This window comes from Kitasatospora sp. NPDC048298, from assembly GCF_043201465.1.
Classification (GTDB): domain Bacteria; phylum Actinomycetota; class Actinomycetes; order Streptomycetales; family Streptomycetaceae; genus Kitasatospora.
In genome coordinates this window covers 83,182-98,199 of record NZ_JBICYZ010000004.1, presented here as the reverse complement: position 1 = coordinate 98,199, position 15,018 = coordinate 83,182, and the positions used below count along the sequence as shown (strand labels likewise).

At 74.5% G+C, this 15,018-nt stretch carries 17 protein-coding genes; 9 read left to right on the top strand and 8 right to left on the bottom strand.

The window, feature by feature from the left end:
* The first annotated feature begins 36 nt into the window (after positions 1–36).
* The 4 genes from ACGF0D_RS04765 (at position 37) to ACGF0D_RS04750 (ending at position 4,498) form a co-directional block, all read left to right on the top strand.
* A complete protein-coding gene (locus tag ACGF0D_RS04765; protein ID WP_392913987.1) occupies positions 37–978 on the top strand; it encodes an alkaline phosphatase family protein in 942 nt (313 codons plus the stop codon).
* A gap of 5 nt (positions 979–983) precedes the next feature.
* Positions 984–2,501 carry an MFS transporter gene (locus ACGF0D_RS04760; RefSeq protein ID WP_392913986.1) on the top strand — a complete coding sequence of 506 codons (1,518 nt, stop codon included), beginning with the start codon at positions 984–986 and terminating at the stop codon, positions 2,499–2,501.
* Complete coding sequence (locus ACGF0D_RS04755; protein ID WP_392878372.1) at positions 2,498–3,529, top strand: TolB family protein; 1,032 nt, start codon at positions 2,498–2,500, stop codon at positions 3,527–3,529. The genes ACGF0D_RS04760 and ACGF0D_RS04755 overlap by 4 nt, the downstream gene beginning before the upstream one ends.
* Before the next feature lie 123 nt (positions 3,530–3,652).
* On the top strand, positions 3,653–4,498 hold the full coding sequence (locus ACGF0D_RS04750) for a hypothetical protein (protein WP_392913985.1): 846 nt from the start codon (positions 3,653–3,655) through the stop codon (positions 4,496–4,498).
* A gap of 17 nt (positions 4,499–4,515) precedes the next feature.
* On the opposite strand, the gene ACGF0D_RS04745 is transcribed toward ACGF0D_RS04750, so the two are convergent.
* The 3 genes from ACGF0D_RS04745 to ACGF0D_RS04735 form a co-directional block, all read right to left on the bottom strand.
* A complete protein-coding gene (locus ACGF0D_RS04745; RefSeq protein WP_392878368.1) occupies positions 4,516–5,469 on the bottom strand; it encodes a hypothetical protein in 954 nt (317 codons plus the stop codon).
* A 27-nt stretch (positions 5,470–5,496) separates the two neighbouring features.
* Positions 5,497–6,300 carry a serine hydrolase gene (locus tag ACGF0D_RS04740; protein WP_392913984.1) on the bottom strand — a complete coding sequence of 268 codons (804 nt, stop codon included), beginning with the start codon at positions 6,298–6,300 and terminating at the stop codon, positions 5,497–5,499.
* 163 nt (positions 6,301–6,463) lie between these two features.
* Entirely contained in the window at positions 6,464–7,411 is a 948-nt protein-coding gene (locus tag ACGF0D_RS04735; RefSeq protein ID WP_392914091.1) for an EamA family transporter, read from the bottom strand.
* A 168-nt stretch (positions 7,412–7,579) separates the two neighbouring features.
* Here ACGF0D_RS04735 and ACGF0D_RS04730 point away from each other — a divergent pair, with 168 nt between their 5' ends.
* Entirely contained in the window at positions 7,580–8,089 is a 510-nt protein-coding gene (locus ACGF0D_RS04730; protein WP_392878364.1) for a MarR family winged helix-turn-helix transcriptional regulator, read from the top strand.
* A gap of 177 nt (positions 8,090–8,266) precedes the next feature.
* Positions 8,267–8,719, top strand: coding sequence for a hypothetical protein (locus tag ACGF0D_RS04725; RefSeq protein ID WP_392878362.1), 453 nt, complete (start codon positions 8,267–8,269; stop codon positions 8,717–8,719).
* 21 nt (positions 8,720–8,740) lie between these two features.
* Here ACGF0D_RS04725 and ACGF0D_RS04720 read toward each other — a convergent pair whose 3' ends face one another.
* On the bottom strand, positions 8,741–9,409 hold the full coding sequence (locus ACGF0D_RS04720; protein ID WP_392913983.1) for a class I SAM-dependent methyltransferase: 669 nt from the start codon (positions 9,407–9,409) through the stop codon (positions 8,741–8,743).
* Here ACGF0D_RS04720 and ACGF0D_RS04715 point away from each other — a divergent pair.
* Both ACGF0D_RS04715 and ACGF0D_RS04710 read left to right on the top strand, forming a co-directional pair.
* Positions 9,408–9,962 (top strand): prevent-host-death family protein, encoded by a 555-nt coding sequence (locus tag ACGF0D_RS04715; RefSeq protein ID WP_392913982.1) that lies wholly within the window; start codon positions 9,408–9,410, stop codon positions 9,960–9,962. The genes ACGF0D_RS04720 and ACGF0D_RS04715 overlap by 2 nt on opposite strands.
* The gene (locus tag ACGF0D_RS04710; protein WP_392913981.1) at positions 9,959–10,315 is read left to right on the top strand and encodes a hypothetical protein; all 357 of its coding nucleotides are present in this window, start codon (positions 9,959–9,961) and stop codon (positions 10,313–10,315) included. Before ACGF0D_RS04715 ends, ACGF0D_RS04710 begins: the two co-directional genes overlap by 4 nt.
* 71 nt (positions 10,316–10,386) lie before the next feature.
* Here the strand turns inward: ACGF0D_RS04710 and ACGF0D_RS04705 are convergent, their stop codons facing one another.
* Positions 10,387–11,580 carry an FAD-dependent monooxygenase gene (locus ACGF0D_RS04705; protein ID WP_392913980.1) on the bottom strand — a complete coding sequence of 398 codons (1,194 nt, stop codon included), beginning with the start codon at positions 11,578–11,580 and terminating at the stop codon, positions 10,387–10,389.
* 118 nt (positions 11,581–11,698) lie between these two features.
* Here ACGF0D_RS04705 and ACGF0D_RS04700 point away from each other — a divergent pair, with 118 nt between their 5' ends.
* On the top strand, positions 11,699–12,310 hold the full coding sequence (locus ACGF0D_RS04700) for a TetR/AcrR family transcriptional regulator (RefSeq protein WP_392913979.1): 612 nt from the start codon (positions 11,699–11,701) through the stop codon (positions 12,308–12,310).
* A gap of 9 nt (positions 12,311–12,319) precedes the next feature.
* Here ACGF0D_RS04700 and cpt read toward each other — a convergent pair whose 3' ends face one another.
* From cpt to cobO, 3 genes are all read right to left on the bottom strand, one after another.
* On the bottom strand, positions 12,320–12,898 hold the full coding sequence (gene cpt, locus ACGF0D_RS04695; protein WP_392914090.1) for a chloramphenicol phosphotransferase CPT: 579 nt from the start codon (positions 12,896–12,898) through the stop codon (positions 12,320–12,322).
* Between the two features lie 83 nt (positions 12,899–12,981).
* Complete coding sequence (locus ACGF0D_RS04690; protein ID WP_392913978.1) at positions 12,982–14,403, bottom strand: cobyrinate a,c-diamide synthase; 1,422 nt, start codon at positions 14,401–14,403, stop codon at positions 12,982–12,984.
* Between the two features lie 4 nt (positions 14,404–14,407).
* On the bottom strand, positions 14,408–15,013 hold the full coding sequence (cobO, locus tag ACGF0D_RS04685; RefSeq protein WP_392878351.1) for a cob(I)yrinic acid a,c-diamide adenosyltransferase: 606 nt from the start codon (positions 15,011–15,013) through the stop codon (positions 14,408–14,410).
* Positions 15,014–15,018 lie beyond the last annotated feature (5 nt).

Here is a 15,018-nt window from a genome sequence, read left to right as displayed (position 1 = left end):
CTCCCGCCCGGGAAGCCCCGACCTCCGGAGGACCTCATGGCCTTCGCACGACTGCGCACCCCCGGAACTCCCGTCCCCGGCGTCCCCGGCGCCCTCCCGCGCCCCCTCCGCCGCCGCCCGCTCACCGCGCTGGCCGCCGGCCTCGGCCTGGTCGCCGGCTCGCTCGGCCTGTGGGCCGCCGGCGGCAGCGCGGCCGCCGACGCCGCCGCCGGGCTGCCCGCGCCGGACCACGTGGTCGTCGTCGTGCTGGAGAACCACGCCTACACGCAGGTGATCGGCAGCTCCAAGGCCCCGTACATCAACAACACCCTGGTGGCCGGCGGCGCGACGCTGACCAACTCCTACGCGCTCACCCACCCCAGCCAGCCCAACTACTACATGCTGTTCTCCGGCAGTTCCCAGGGCATCGTGGACGACGGCTGCGTGGACGTCGGCGCCCTGCGGGAGCCCAACCTCGCCTCCGAGCTGATCGGCGCCGGCCAGACCTGGGCCAGCTACAACGAGGGCCTGCCCGCCCCCGGCGCCACCGACTGCAGCAGCGGCGACTACGCCCAGAAGCACAACCCGTGGTTCGGCTTCGGCAACGTGCCCACCTCCAGCTCGTACGGCATGGACGCCTTCCCGAGCGACTACAGCACCCTGCCGAAGGTCTCCTTCGTCGTCCCGGACCTCTGCGACGACATGCACGACTGCTCCGTCGGCACCGGCGACTCCTGGCTCCGGACCAACCTCGACGGGTACGCGCAGTGGGCGAAGAGCCACAACAGCCTGCTGCTGCTCACCTTCGACGAGGACGACAAGCTGTCCGGCAACCGCATCCCGACCCTGGTCTACGGCGCCCACGTCGCACCCGGCGGCAGCACCGCCACCACCTACAACCACTACGACGTGCTGCACACCCTGGAGGACCTGGCCGGGGTCAACGCCCACGCGGGCAACTCCGCCGGCGCCGCCGACATCACCGGAATCTGGAACTGACGCCCGTGTACGTCGCGGACTCCCGCAGCTCGAAGGCCCCCGGCGGGCCGGCCACGCAGGCCGCGCCGACCGCCTCCGCCTCCCCGGCCGCCTCCCCGGCCGCCTCCCCGGCCGCCGGCCCGGTGCGGCGGGGTACCGGCCTGCGCGCCGTGCCCGGGGCGGTCATCGCCCTCGGCACGGTCAGCCTGGTCACCGACATCTCCTCCGAGATGGTCACCGCCGTCCTCCCCCTCTACCTGCTCACCGGCCTCGGCCTCTCCCCGCTCGGCTTCGGCCTGCTCGACGGCATCCAGAACGGCTTCAGCGCCCTCGTCCGGCTGGTCGGCGGCCACCTCTCCGACCGCCGCGGCCGCGACGGCGCCGCCCGCCACAAGGCCGTCGCCGCCGTCGGGTACGGGCTGTCCGCGCTGTGCCGGCCCCTGCTGCTGTTCGTCCACACCGTGCCGCTGATCGGCGCCGTGATCGCCGTCGACCGCACCGGCAAGGGTCTGCGCACCGCGCCGCGGGACGCGATGATCTCGCTCGCCACCGAACCGGCCCATCGTGGCCGGGCGTTCGGCGTGCACCGGGCGATGGACACGGCCGGCGCCCTGCTCGGCCCGCTCACCGCCTTCCTGGTGCTGCGGCTGGCCGGCGGGCCACTGCTCGCCGACGGCGGGGAGCGGCACGGCTACGACGCGGTGTTCACCGTCAGCTCGTGCGTCGCGGCGCTCGGCGTGCTGATCCTGCTGCTGTTCGTGCCGAACCGGCAGCAGGGTGACGACTTGTCGACTTCCGCACCCTCGCTGCGCGCCGGCCTCGCCCTGCTGCGGCTGCCGGGGCTGCGCAGGCTGACGTTCTGCGCCGTCCTGCTCGGCCTCACCACCGTCAGCGACTCCTTCCTCTACCTGCTCGTCCAGCGCCGCCTCGACCTGCCCGTCTCCCTGTTCCCGCTGCTGCCGCTGGGCACCGCCGCCGCCTTCTTGCTGCTCGCCGTCCCGCTCGGCGCGCTCGCCGACCGGATCGGCCGCCACCGGCTCTTCCTGGCCGGGCACGGGGTGCTGCTGCTCGCGTACGGGCTGCTGCTCTCGCCGCTGCGCGGGCTGCCGGCGGTGCTCTGCGTACTGGTGCTGCACGGCACCTTCTACGCGGCCACCGACGGCGTGCTCGCCGCCGCGGCCGCCGACGCGGTACCCGCCGAGCAGCGCGGCGCCGGGCTCGCCCTGGTCGGCACCGGGCAGGCGCTGGCCCGGTTCGCCTGCTCGCTGCTGTTCGGCGCGCTGTGGGGCGCCGTCGGCGGCCCGGCCGCGCTGGGCTGGTCGGCGGGGGCGCTGGCGCTGTGCGTGCTCGGCGCGGCGGCGGTGCTGCGCCCGTCCGGCGCCGTGGCCCCGGGCCCGTCCGGCGCCGTGGATCAGGGCCCGTCCGGACCGGTGGCCCCGGGCCCGTCCGGACCGGGCGGCGGCGAGCCCGAATCCGTCGGCGGGCAGCCCGAGCCCGCCGTCGCCGCGAAGCCGTCGGAGACGACCCAGGAGGAGACCCGATGAACCTGCGGAACCGGACCAGGGTGATCATCCTGCTGGTCGCCGTCGTCCTGCTCGGCGCGGTCGGCACCGGGGCCGTCCTGAACGCCGCCGGCCGCACCGCCCGCCGGGACCAGGCCCAGCCCGGTGGGCCGTCCGTCGAGTCGGGGCCGGTGTCACTACAGGTGCAGAGCGGCGGACGACAGCTGTTGTTCCGCAACATGGCCTGGGGCCCGCACCGGGACGAGATCACCACCGTCGCCGCCGACCACCCGGACGGACCGCGCACCGCCTCCGGCGTCCAGTGCCTGCGCTTCCACGCCGCCGCCGGCACCGGAATCTGCCTCCAGGCACAGCGCGGCGCGCTGGAGGACAGCTACCGCGCCGTCGTCCTGGACGACCACCTGCGCGAACTCCGCTCGTTCCCGGCGGCCGGCATCCCCACCCGCTCCCGGGTCTCGCCGTCCGGGCACCTCGCCGCGTGGACGGTCTTCGTCAGCGGCGACTCGTACGCGGGCAGCGACTTCTCCACCCGCACCTCGATCGTGGACGTCCGGGACTGGAACCTGCGGGAGAACCTGGAGGACTTCGCCGTCGTCCTGGACGGCCACCCGTACCAGGCGCACGACGTCAACATCTGGGGCGTCACCTTCGCCGACGACAACACCTTCTACGCCACCCTCGCCAGCGCCGGGCGGACCCACCTCGTCCGCGGCGACCTCGCCGCCCGCACCCTCACCGCCCTGCACGACAACGTCGAGTGCCCCTCGCTCTCCCCGGACGGCACCCGCGTCGCGTACAAGAAGCGCGTCCCCGGCCTGCCCGCCGACTCCCCGTGGCGGCTGTACGTGCTCGACCTCGCCACGATGACCGAGACCGCCACCGCCGAGCAACGCAACATCGACGACCAGGCGCTCTGGTCCGGCGACGGCACTCTGGTCTACGCGCTGCCCGGCGACTACGGTGCCGATCTGTGGACCGTCCCGGCGGACGGTTCGGGCAGCGCGCAGCCGGTCACCAAGGCCGCGGTCGCCCCCGCCTACCTGGGCTGAGGAACTCTCGGCTACGGTCCCACGTCGAGCAGAGTGTGACGTCCCTGATCGGGCATATTGAACGAATGCCCTGATCAGACGTCCTGATCGAGCGTTCTGATCGAACGGGGGAGCGAGACAACCGTGGACGGCATCCCACCCGAGCGCATGGTGACCGACTCCTGGCCCGCCCTGCACGGCCGCCCGGTCCTACGGCGCACCGTCGCCGTCGGGCTGGTGCTCTGCGTGTCCGTCGCCGCCGCCCTCGTGGTGCGCGGCGTCAACGCGCTCACCGCCGGCAGCGCCGGCCGCGAGACCGACCGCGACCGCGCCGAACGCCTGGCCGGCCTCCACCCGTCCCAGCACCCCGGGGTCGGCCGCTTCTACGTCCCGGTCGGCGCCGTCTACACCCACACCTCCGACGGCGCCCCGGTCGCCTACCTGCACTACCGCCTCGGCGGTGGCAGGGCCCCCGGCCTCGGCGACTTCCTCAGCGCCTACGACCTCCCCTCACCCGGCCCGGCCTCGCGGCTCCCGGCCGACCTGGTCGCCGCCCTCGGCGGCGACGAACCGGCCGAGGCCCCGGAACTCCCCGCCTCCCCGCTGCTGCCCGCCGCCACGCCGTCCGCCTCCGCCTCCACAGCCACCGAGGGCCCGTCGCCGGAGGCCGACCCCGGCAGCCCGGGCGGCACCGCCGGCACCGCGGGAAACCGGGCGGACCCTCTCGCCGCCCCCGCGGACCCCGCCGCCGACCCGACCGCGGCCGTCGCCCCCGCCGCCACCCCGGCCCCTGACGAGCCCACCCCCGACGAGCCCACCTCCGACGACCCGGCCCCGATCCCGACCCCCACCCCGACCTGGACCCCCGCCCCCACCCCCAGCCCCTCCGCCGTCCCCACCCGCACCCCCACCGCCCGCCGCATCTACGTCGCCACCATCCCCGGCGGCCTGCCCGGCGCCGCCGACATCTACATCCGCGCCACCGGCTGACCCCCCGCCGGGGTGGGTCAGGCCACGTCCCGGTCGATGGTGAAGGCCATGACGCTGCCCGGCTGGAGCGGGAACGGGAGTTGGATCAGTCCGGCAGTGTTGTTGAACGGCGCGGGAAAGGTGGCCCGGACGCTGGCGCCATGGGCGGCGCCGAGCGCGCTGATCTCCGACGCGTTCACGCTCAGGCGGGTCGGCCGGAGTGCCGGGTCGACGGTGAGCCGGTACTCGGCATCGGTGACATGGCGGAACACCTGGGCCTGGATGCGGATCCGTCGGTCGTTGCCCACGAACTTGCGGGCTGTGACGCTCAGCTCCACCAGATGGCCCGCGGTGCTCTGGGCCTCGCGCGGTACCGAGAAGTGTTCGATCCTGGCGCGCCCGCCGACGATGTCCTCGTGCGTGGCGGACGCGCGGTCCAGGTCCCGGTTGTCGACCCGGACCGCGCCGACCGTGAAGACTTCGGGGTCGTCGGGATCCAGGTTGTCGTCGATCATCCAGCGGAGCAGGCACTCGGGCCCAGTGAAGCCGTCCAGGCCTGCGTCGTCGTTGGAGGCGAGGCAGGCTATCGTCACCGTCCCGGGCAGGGCGTCGATCCGGTAGGAGATCCGGAAGCTCTGGTAGAGGTAATCGGGGTGGGCGTCACCGCCCGGTGCGGGCGAGAGCAGACAGTCGTAGCGGTAGGCGGACAGCGCTCCGGCGAAGAGCGGGTCGCGCACCGGGCCGAGGACGTCCTGCATACCGCGGAGTACGGCGCTGTCCACCTGCTCCGTGGTTTCCCGTACGGTGAGGGATCCGATCGCCAGGGTGACGGCCGCCGCCGACACGAAGGCGCCGCCGATGAGGCTGAGGACGGTGGCGAGGACCTGCTGGTGGGTTATCAGTGCCGCAGTCACGACACACACCAGCCCCACCATCAGTGCGAGGGTGTTGACCAGCGCGAGGATCTTGCGCAGTTGTCGTTCACGAGACACGGCCACACGCCACCCCCGCGGGCCGCGTCAGAGCGCCGACCCCTCTGCGATGATCCGGACGATCCGTTCGGAGACCTCCCCGATCTCCTGTGCCGTACGAACGTTATCCGTCTGTCCCTCGGTCAGAAAGACCATGGCGATGCGGTTCGCGGGATGCAGGACGATGCCCGCGTCGTTCACGATGCCGCGCAGGCTCCCGGTCTTGTGCCGGACCGGGACATCGTCGTCCAGCCGGGACGGAATCCGGTCGTTTCGCAGGTAGTTGACCAGGTAGCGCCGGACCGGCTCCAGGTGCGGCGTCCGGTCGATGTGCTCGACCAGCCGCAGCATGTCCTCGGCAGTGGTGACGTTGGCCCGGCCGAGCGGACCGAGTTCCCGTTCGGAGAACCCGGCGGGGAAGGACGTGCTGTGCAGCCCGACAGCCTTGACCGTGGCGTCGATCCGCTCCTGGCCCAGAACGGTGCGCACGTGTTCGGCTGCCGGATTGTCGCTGGTCACCAAGGCGAACCCGCACAACTCCCGTACGGTGACGGTCGAGTCGGGATCGAGGGCCTGGAGCACGCTCGGGTACATCGTGCCCGGGAGGGTTCCGACCCGGACGCGTTCGTCGGGGTCGAGCTCGCCGCGTTCGGCCGAGTCGAAGAGGGCGACCCCGAGGATCATCTTGGCCAGGCTCGCCGAGGGGAGCACCTGGTCCGCACGGTGGGCGACGGTGAGTCGGAGGCCGTCGAGCGTCTTGACCAGGACGCTGCGCACGCCTGCACCGCCGGCCGTTGCGAATCCTTCGACCTGTGCGGCGATCGCGGAACGCAATCCGTCGGAATCGGCCATCGGGCAATCCCCTTTTCTCCCGCTCTGGTTGGGTCGGGTCAACGGCCCCCTACCCGCGTGGCGGCGCCATACGCCCTCGATGTGGAGACCGGGCGGGGCCGAGAAGCCGGGAACGGCCGAACGCCTGCGGGTGGGTACCCGGCAGGTGTTCGGAGTGGCGTGCTCAGCGGGTGGTGGCCGGTGTGGGGTCGGGTGTGGGGGCAAGAGGCGCCGCGGTGGGAGTGGGAGTGGGAGCGGGCGTCGGGGCCGGCGTGCGGCGGGCGGGGGCCTGGCCGACGAGCATGGCGGCGAGAGCGAGGAGGAGGCCGAGGAGCTGCCAGGGGGTGAGGGTCTGGCCGAGGACGAGGAGGCCGCCGAGGGTGGCGACGACCGGGTTGATCAGGCCGAGGAAGGAGGCCGGGCCGGCGCCGAGGTGCTCGATGCCGCGGAACCAGAGGAAGTAGCCGAGCGCGGTGCCGAACAGGCCGAGGTAGGCGAAGCCGGCCAGGTTGGTGGCGCTCAGCGCGGGCGGCGCGCCCTCGACCAGGGCGGCGAGCGGGACGAGGAAGACCGAGCCGGCCAGGAGCTGCCAGGCGGTGAGGTCGAGCAGGGTGGCGCCCTCGGGGCGGCCCCAGCGGCGGGTCAGGACGGTACCCATGGCCATCAGCGAGATGCCGGCGACCATCGCGGCGATGCCGACGCCGTCCAGCCGGGCGCCGCTCTTGAGCACCAGCAGGGCCACTCCGCCGACCCCGACCAGTCCGGCGACCACCGCCCGCCGTCCGGGCCGCACCCGCAGCACGCCGATCGAGAACCCGGCGACGAGCAGCGGCTGGATCGCCCCGATGGTGGCGGCGACGCCGCCGGGCAGGCGGTAGGCGCCGACGAACATCAGCGGGAAGAACAGCCCGATGTTGAGCATCCCGAGTACGGCCGCGCGCCCCCACCAGCGCCCCTTGGGAAGTCGGCGGCCGATCAGCAGCAGGAGCAGCCCGGCAGGGAGCGCGCGGAGCGCGGCGAGCAGCAGCGGGCGGCCCTCGGGCAGCAGCTGGGTGGTGACGAGGTAGGTGGTGCCCCATGCGGCCGGGGCGAGTGCGGCGGTGACGGCGATCCCCGCGCGCTTGCGGTCCATGACGGCCATGGCTTCCCCCTGAACGTTGATTATCTGAACGTTGAGATACTTTCTACGCCCGGGATCGGTGAACGTCAAGTATGTGAATGTTAAGATATCCAGGTTGGACAGACGGGTCCGGACGGCCTCGGGCGGTCGCGGACAGACGGCTCCGGGAGGGCGGCGGACATGCAGCAGCGCGACACCGTGGACGACATCGTCGAGCAGTGGGCCCGGGCCCGCCCCGACCTGGACGCCGGGCCGATGGCCCTGATCGGCCGGCTGCGACGGCTCAACGTCCGGGTCGACAACGCCCTGCGCGAGTACTTCACCGTCTGCGGCCTGGACTCCTCCGAGTTCGACGTGCTGGCCACCCTGCGCCGCTCCGGCGAGCCGTACGAGCTCAACGCCCGCGCGCTGCTCAAGTCCGCGATGGTCACCTCCGGGGCCATCACCAACCGCGTCGACCGGCTGTCCGCCAAGGGCCTGGTCGAACGCAACCCCTGCCCGAGCGACCGCCGCGCCGTCCTGGTCCGCCTCACCCCGGCGGGCAAGGAGCTGATCGACGGCGCCCTGGCCGGCCACGTCGACAACGAGGAGCGCATCCTCTCCGCCCTCGACGCGGAGGAGCGCACCCGGCTCGACACCCTGCTGCGCAAGCTCCTCATCGCCCACGGGGACACCGAGCCGCTCCTCTGAATCGGGCCGCCGTCCCAGTCGGGCCGCTGTCCGGATCGGGCCGTCCGAGTCGGCCCCGCCTGGGCCGCCGGGGCTGCACAAACGGGCCGCACCGACGGGGCCGCGCGCCGGGCGGCGTGTCCAGGCGCGTCCCGACCGCGTTATCCCCTGCGGAAGCCCACCGGAGGAGAGGCCCCGATGAAGAAGAAGACCCCCAGGGACATCGCCGTCGACGACCAGCTGCGGGCCGCCGGGGCCGAGGGCGCCCAGTGGCTCACCGCCTCCGGGTGGGGGCCGCCGGTCAGGGTGCCGGTGCAGAAGGCCGCGAAGTGGCAGCAGGAGACCCGGGCCCGGATGCTGGCGTCGCAGCGGGACGAGTCCTGCACGTGGTGCGACCACCTGCTGTACGGCGGCCCGCAGCCCGTCGTCGTGCACGCGGAACACCCGACCCACCTGGTCTGCCGCGCCTGCTCGATCGCCGCCCGGCCGCGCCGCGTCTGCCTGGACTGCGGGGAGCCCGCCTCCTCCGCGTCCCCGGCCGACGGACGCGAGGACGTCTTCATGGGCGCGGTGGCGATCTACACCCGGCTGCGCTGCGCCGCCTGCCACCGGTCCGACCCGCTCAACGGCACCTTCGGCAGGCGCGCCTGACGCGGACGCCCCGCAGGCCGCTCAACGTCGCGCGACCAGCGCGTACCGCTCGTCGTCCACCGGGCCACCCCACAGCTCGGCCTCCCCGGCGAGCGGCTCGACCCGCAGCTCGGACACCAACGGCCGGACGGCCGTGGCGAGTTCCTCCACCCCGACCCCGCCGCCCCACGGCAGCCGCCCCGCACCGGCCGGGTACGGCGGCGGGACGTCGGCGGCCCGCCCGGCCTCGCGCCAGCGGCCCTCGACCAGGACCAGCCGGCCGCCGGGCCGCAGCAGTCGCACCCAGGCGCGCAACGCCCGCTCGGGCTCGGGGAGCGTCCAGAGCAGGTGGCGCGACAGCAGGACGTCGAAGCTTCCGTCCCGGAGCGGCGGCGCGCCCGCGTCGCCCACCAGGAAACGCGCCGTCAGCCCCGCCGCGACCAGCTTCGCCCTGGCCCGCCCGACCATCCGCGGCGCCAGGTCCACCCCCGTGACCCGGTGCCCGTCCGCCGCGAGCAGCAGCGCCAGCGACCCGGTGCCGCACCCGACGTCCAGCACGTCCGCCGGCCCACCCGGCACCCACCCCCGCACCCGCCGCACCCACGCCGCCCGTACCGGCCCCGCCCGCAACCCGTGGTCGGGCTCCTGGTCGAAGGCCGCGGCGGCCGCGTCCCAGTACTCGGCAATGGCCCGTCGGCCGGAGTCACCCATGGCACGCATCATCGCAACACCCACCGACACGCGCGGCCTGGTGACCCCGTCGCGATTGACTTCGGAATGTGTTCCGAACTACCGTCGAGCCATGTCGACTCTCACCGTGGCGTTCTCAGAGCTGTCGAAGAACTCCAAGCGTGTCGCGGACACTGTGGAGCGGGCCCAGCGCGTGCACGTCACGCGGCGGGACGGCGAGGACCTGTACCTCACCACCGCGCGCCATGACCGTCAGCGCGAGGAGACCGCGGATGTCACGGCGCGCCTGTTCGCCGCGCTGATCAGCAGCGACGAAGGCGCGCGGGCCGTGCTGCTGGCGCTTCCTGCGGTCTTCCCCTGGACCAGGCACCTGTCAGCCGAGGAGGTTCGCGAGTTCGTCGTCGACCTCGTCGACGTGACCCGTGACGTCGTCGAGCTGGACGTGCATGCCGGTCTGCACCGGGTGATAGCCGAATGGCGTGCCACGGCCAGAGTCCTCGCGGATCCGGAACTGACGGCTGAGCTCACTGGGCCCCTGCCCGGCGACGATCACGGCGAGGTGATCGAGCCGTGAGCCCCAAGCGTGGCGACGACGTTCCGCCGCCACCCGTCGGCGGTGAGTGGCGCCTTCGGTTCGGCACGAGCGAGGCTGCCAAGGGTTGGGGCGACCTGTGTGCCGAAGCGCCCGGCAATACCCGTCGCTGCTTCGAGGCGCTCCGGGCGAACCCGTTGTCGGGGCGGGACCCCGACCGTCAGCACCGGCTTCGGGGGCGCCTGGCGACCCGGGCCTTCGGGGGTGCCGGGCTGCCGCAGTGGGAGTACGAGGTGACCGCCGGTGGCCGGGTGCGGTATGTCGTGGACGAGGCGGCCCGCACCGTCCACCTCGTCTACGCCTCGCCCCGGCACCCGAAGGACACCGACGCGTAGCCTCCGAACCCGGCCCCGACGCCGCACGCCCGTGGTGTGCGCGCTCCTCAGGTCCGGGACGGCCCGCCCCCTCACCCCGTCTCGCCCAGGGCCGGCGGCTGCCAGCCGTACGTCGGGGCCGAGCGGCTCAGCAGGGCGCGGGCGGGGAGGAGACCGGCGAGGGTGAGGGCGGCGGTGCGCAGGCCGGTGGCCGCGGGGGAGTGGAGGGCGACGAGGTCGCCGATGCGGCGGGAGCCGGCCACCACGGCGGTGGTGCGGGGGAGCCGGGCGGCGGTGTAGGCGGGCAGGGCGGCGGCCGGGTCGGGACCGGGGGTGAGCAGGGAGGCGAGGACGACGGCGTCCTCGATGGCCTGGCAGGCACCCTGGCCCTGGAAGGGGCACATCGCGTGGGCGGCGTCGCCGAGGAGGGCGACCCGGCCGTGGTGGTGGGCGGGCAGCGGGTCGGCGAGGTCCCAGACGTCGTGGCGCAGGACGCGCTCGGGCTCGGCCAGCGCGAACAGCTGCGGCACCGGGGCGCACCAGTCGCCGTACCGGCGCAGGAGTTCGGCCCGCTCGTCCCCGTCGGCGGCCCGCTCGCCGGCCGGGGCGAGGGCGGCGCCGTAGACGTAGACCCGCCCGTCGGCGAGCGGGACGATCCCGGCGAGGCACCCGCGGCCCCACACCTCGCCGGCGGCGGCCGGGCGGTGGTCGGGGGTGACGACGGTGCGCCAGGTGGTGAAGCCGCTGTAGCGGGGGCCGGGGTGTCGGGGGAAGAGCCGGCTCCGGGTCGCGGAGCGGATGCCGTCGGCGGCGACGACCAGGTCGGCCGTCTCCTCTCCGTCGGTGGTGCGGACGACGGCGGGCTCGGTGGGGCCGCCGGGGGTGACGAGGGTGGCGGGCGAGCCGGTGCGGACGGTGCCCTCCGGGAGCGCGTCGACCAGGGCGTCGATGACGTCGGCGCGGGCGACGGCGGCGATGGTGTCGCCGAAGTAGGCCTCGAACGCCGTGGTGCTGGTGCGGGCCAGCCAGCGGCCGGAGGGGTGGCGCAGCCCGATGGCGGGGTGCGGGGTGGCGAGGGCGCGCAGGCGCTCGCCGACACCGAGCCGGTCGAGGGAGCGCAGGGCGTTGGGGGCCAGGGCGAGCCCGGCGCCGACGGGTTCGAGGGAGTCGGCGCGCTCGTGGACGCGGACCGGGACGCCCCGGCGGTGGAGGGCGAGGGCGGCGGCGAGACCGCCGATGCCGCCGCCGATGACGATCGCCTGCCGACTGGCCTGTGGGCTGCCCATGGGAGGGCTCCTCTCCTCGCACTACGTCCGTAGTGTGCGTCTGCCAGTACCGTACTACAGATGTAGTCCGCCGGGAACTACTGCTGTAGTGGTTTGGGATCGTCCGAGGAGAGAGGCCATGATCGGACCCATGACGCCCCCGCGCCCCACCCTGATCGCCGACGCCGCCATCACCCTGATCGCCGAACGCGGCCTGCGCGGGCTGACCCACCGCGCCGTGGACGAGGAGGCCGGACTGCCCTCAGGCTCGACCTCCAACCTCGCCCGGACCAGGGCCGCCCTGCTGGAGCTCGCGCTCACCCGGATCGTCGAGCGGGAGACCGAGGACCACCCGGTCCTCACCGTGGAGCCCTCCGCCGCGGCGTCGCCCACCCCCGCCTCCGCGCGGGACCTCCTCGTCCGGGTCGGCGCCGACCTGCTGCACCAGGCGCTCACCACCGGCCGCCGGCTCACCCTGGCCCGTCTGGAACTCGCCCTGGAGGCCACCCGGCGGCCCGAACTGCGCGCCGTCTACGACCGGTTGGGCGGGCGCTTCGCCGACATCGCCGCCGCGCTGCTCGCCCGGAGCGGCTCGGCCGACCCGACGGCGGACGCCCGGCGCCTGATCCGCTGGTGCGACGGCGTCCTGTTCAACGCGACGGCGGGCAGCGGGCACTGGCACGTCCCGTCGCCGGAGGAACTGCGCGACGAGGCGGCGTCCTACCTCTCCGCGCTGCTCGACCGGGAGTAGCCCGCGGCCCTACGCGGGGGTGCCGGCCCGCCCGTCCGCCGGCGCGTCCGACGAGCCGGCGGCCGCCACCCGTGCCGCCACGGCCCGGGCACAGTCCGCCACGGCCGCCCGAGAGCTGTCCACCACCAGGTCGTACGCGACCCCCAGGTGCACCGCCTTTGCCTGCGCGGCGGCCATCCCGGCCACCCGGTCGCCGCGTGCGGCCTCCCGCCGCGCCGCCACCGCGGGATCGCAGCGCACCCCGACCCAGAGCACGTCCAGGCCCTTCAGCGCCGCCCGCCAGCGGGCCTGTGAAGCCGCGCCGCCGAGGAACACCTCGTCCACCACGATCCGGGCCCCGGCCCGGGCCATCGCCGCCACCCCGACCGTCCAGGCGGCGTCCAGCGCGGCGAACGCCGGTCCGACCTCGACCGTCCCGTCCCCGCCCTCCAGCCCGCCGATCCCCTCGCCGCCGCTGCGCAGCGAGGGTGGCAGTGCCTCGACCATGGTGTCCGCTCCGAGGTGCAGCCAGGGCTCCGGCAGCAGCTCCTGCAGACACCGCGCGATGCTCGACTTGCCGGAACTGGACCCGCCGTTGAGGACGATCACATGCATGCGCGCAGCCTAGGCCCGGACAGGCACGGTGTCGCGGCGTTATCCGCCGGGGGCGCGGGGGCGCACCCGCCGCGGCGCTATCCGCCGAAGGTCGCACCCGCCGTAGCGGCCCCCGTCGCGAAGGCCGCCGCCGCGGCCGTGAAGGAGGACGCCAGCGCCGGTGCGCCCGCCCAGTGCAGGTGCAGGTAGGAGGCGTGCACGTTGCCGCCGGCGAAGCCCTCGGTGCGGGGGCCGGTCGGCAGGCGCCAGCCCCAGGCGGGGAGTTCGCCCGCGCCGGGCTCGCAGACGGTGCGGTGGAACTCGTGGCCGCGCACCCGGGTGCCGGCCGGGGCGAGGGGGGAGTCGTGCAGGGCGACCGCCTCCCGGTAACCGAGGGTGAGCCGTTCGGTCATCCGGGCGTCGGCGGCCAGTACGCCGCACATCGGCAGGCCGTCCAACTCCCGCCCCAGGTAGAGCAGTCCGGCGCACTCGGCGGCGATCGGCCCGCCCGCGGCGGCGAACGCGGCGATGGCGTCGCGCAGCGGGGCGTTGCCGCTCAGCTCGCGGACGTACAGCTCCGGGAAGCCGCCGCCGACCACCAGGCCGGCCGTCCCCTCGGGCAGGGCCGAGGCGTGCAGCGGGTCGAACGGGACCACCTCCGCGCCCGCCGCGCCGAGCAGTTCGGCGTTCTCGGCGTACGAGAAGGAGAAGGCCGCGCCGCCCGCCACCGCGATCCGCGGCCGGCCGGCCACCGGGGCGACCTCGGCCGACGGGTCCCATGGCTCGGCGTCCAAGTCCGGTGCGGTCCGGGCGAGTTCGAGCAGGGCGTCCAAGTCGACCGAGGAGGCCACCAGTTCACCCATGTCGGCGACCGCCTTGAGGGCCTCGGCCGAGCGTTCCACCGCGGGGATCAGTCCGAGGTGGCGGGACGGCGTGGCGACCGCCGCCGAGCGGCGCAGCGCGCCCAGCACCGGCACGCCGGAGCCCTCCTCCAGCGCCTCGCGCAGGAGTTGTTCGTGCCGGTCGGAGGCGACCCGGTTGAGGATCACCCCGGCGAGCCGCACCTGCGGGTCCCAGGAGGCGAAGCCGTGCACCAGCGCGGCCACCGAGCGGGACTGCGAGGAGCCGTCGACCACCAGCACCACCGGTGCCCGCAGCAGCTTGGCGACGTGCGCCGTCGACGCCAGCTCGCCGCGCCCGGAGGCCCCGTCGAACAGGCCCATGACCCCCTCGACCACCGCGACGTCCGCCCCCGCCGCGCCGTGCAGAAACAGCGGCGCGATCCGCTCCGGCCCGCACAGGAAGGCGTCCAGGTTGCGGCCCGGGCGTCCGGCGGCGAGCGCGTGGTAGCCCGGGTCGATGTAGTCGGGGCCGACCTTGTGCGGCGACACCGCCAGCCCGCGCGCGGCGAGTGCCGCGATCAGGCCGGTGGCGACGGTGGTCTTGCCGGCGCCCGAGGAGGGCGCGGCGACCACGAGGCGGGGAACGGTGCGGGGGGCGGTGCCGGGGGCGGTGTTCAACGGTCTACCACTCGATGCCGCGCTGGCCCTTGCGGCCGGCGTCCATGGGGTGCTTGACCTTGGTCATCTCGGTGACCAGGTCGGCGAATCCGGTCAGCGCCTCGGGCGCGTACCGGCCGGTGATGACGACGTGCTGGCTGCCCGGGCGGTTCTCGAGCACGGACACCACCTCCTCCGGGTCGATCCACCCCCAGTGCATCGGGTAGGTGAACTCGTCCAGCACGTAGAAGCGGTAGGTCTCGGCCGCGAGGTCCCGCTTGACCTGCTCCCAGCCCTCCTTGGCCGCCTCCTCGCTGGACATCTCCTGCTCGGCGGAGCGCTGGATCCAGGACCAGCCGGAGCCCATCTTGTGCCAGTCGACGGTGCCGCCCTCGCCGGAGGCGCCGAGCACGCGCAGCGCGTTCTCCTCGCCGACCTTCCACTTGGCGGACTTCACGAACTGGAACACCCCGACCGACCAGCCCTGGTTCCAGGCCCGCAGTGCCATGCCGAACGCGGCCGTGGACTTGCCCTTGCCCGGGCCGGTGTGCACGGCGGTGATCGGCTGGGTGCGGCGCTGGCGCGTCGTCAGGCCGTCGTCGGGGACGCTCTCGGGGACACCCTTGGGCATGTCGG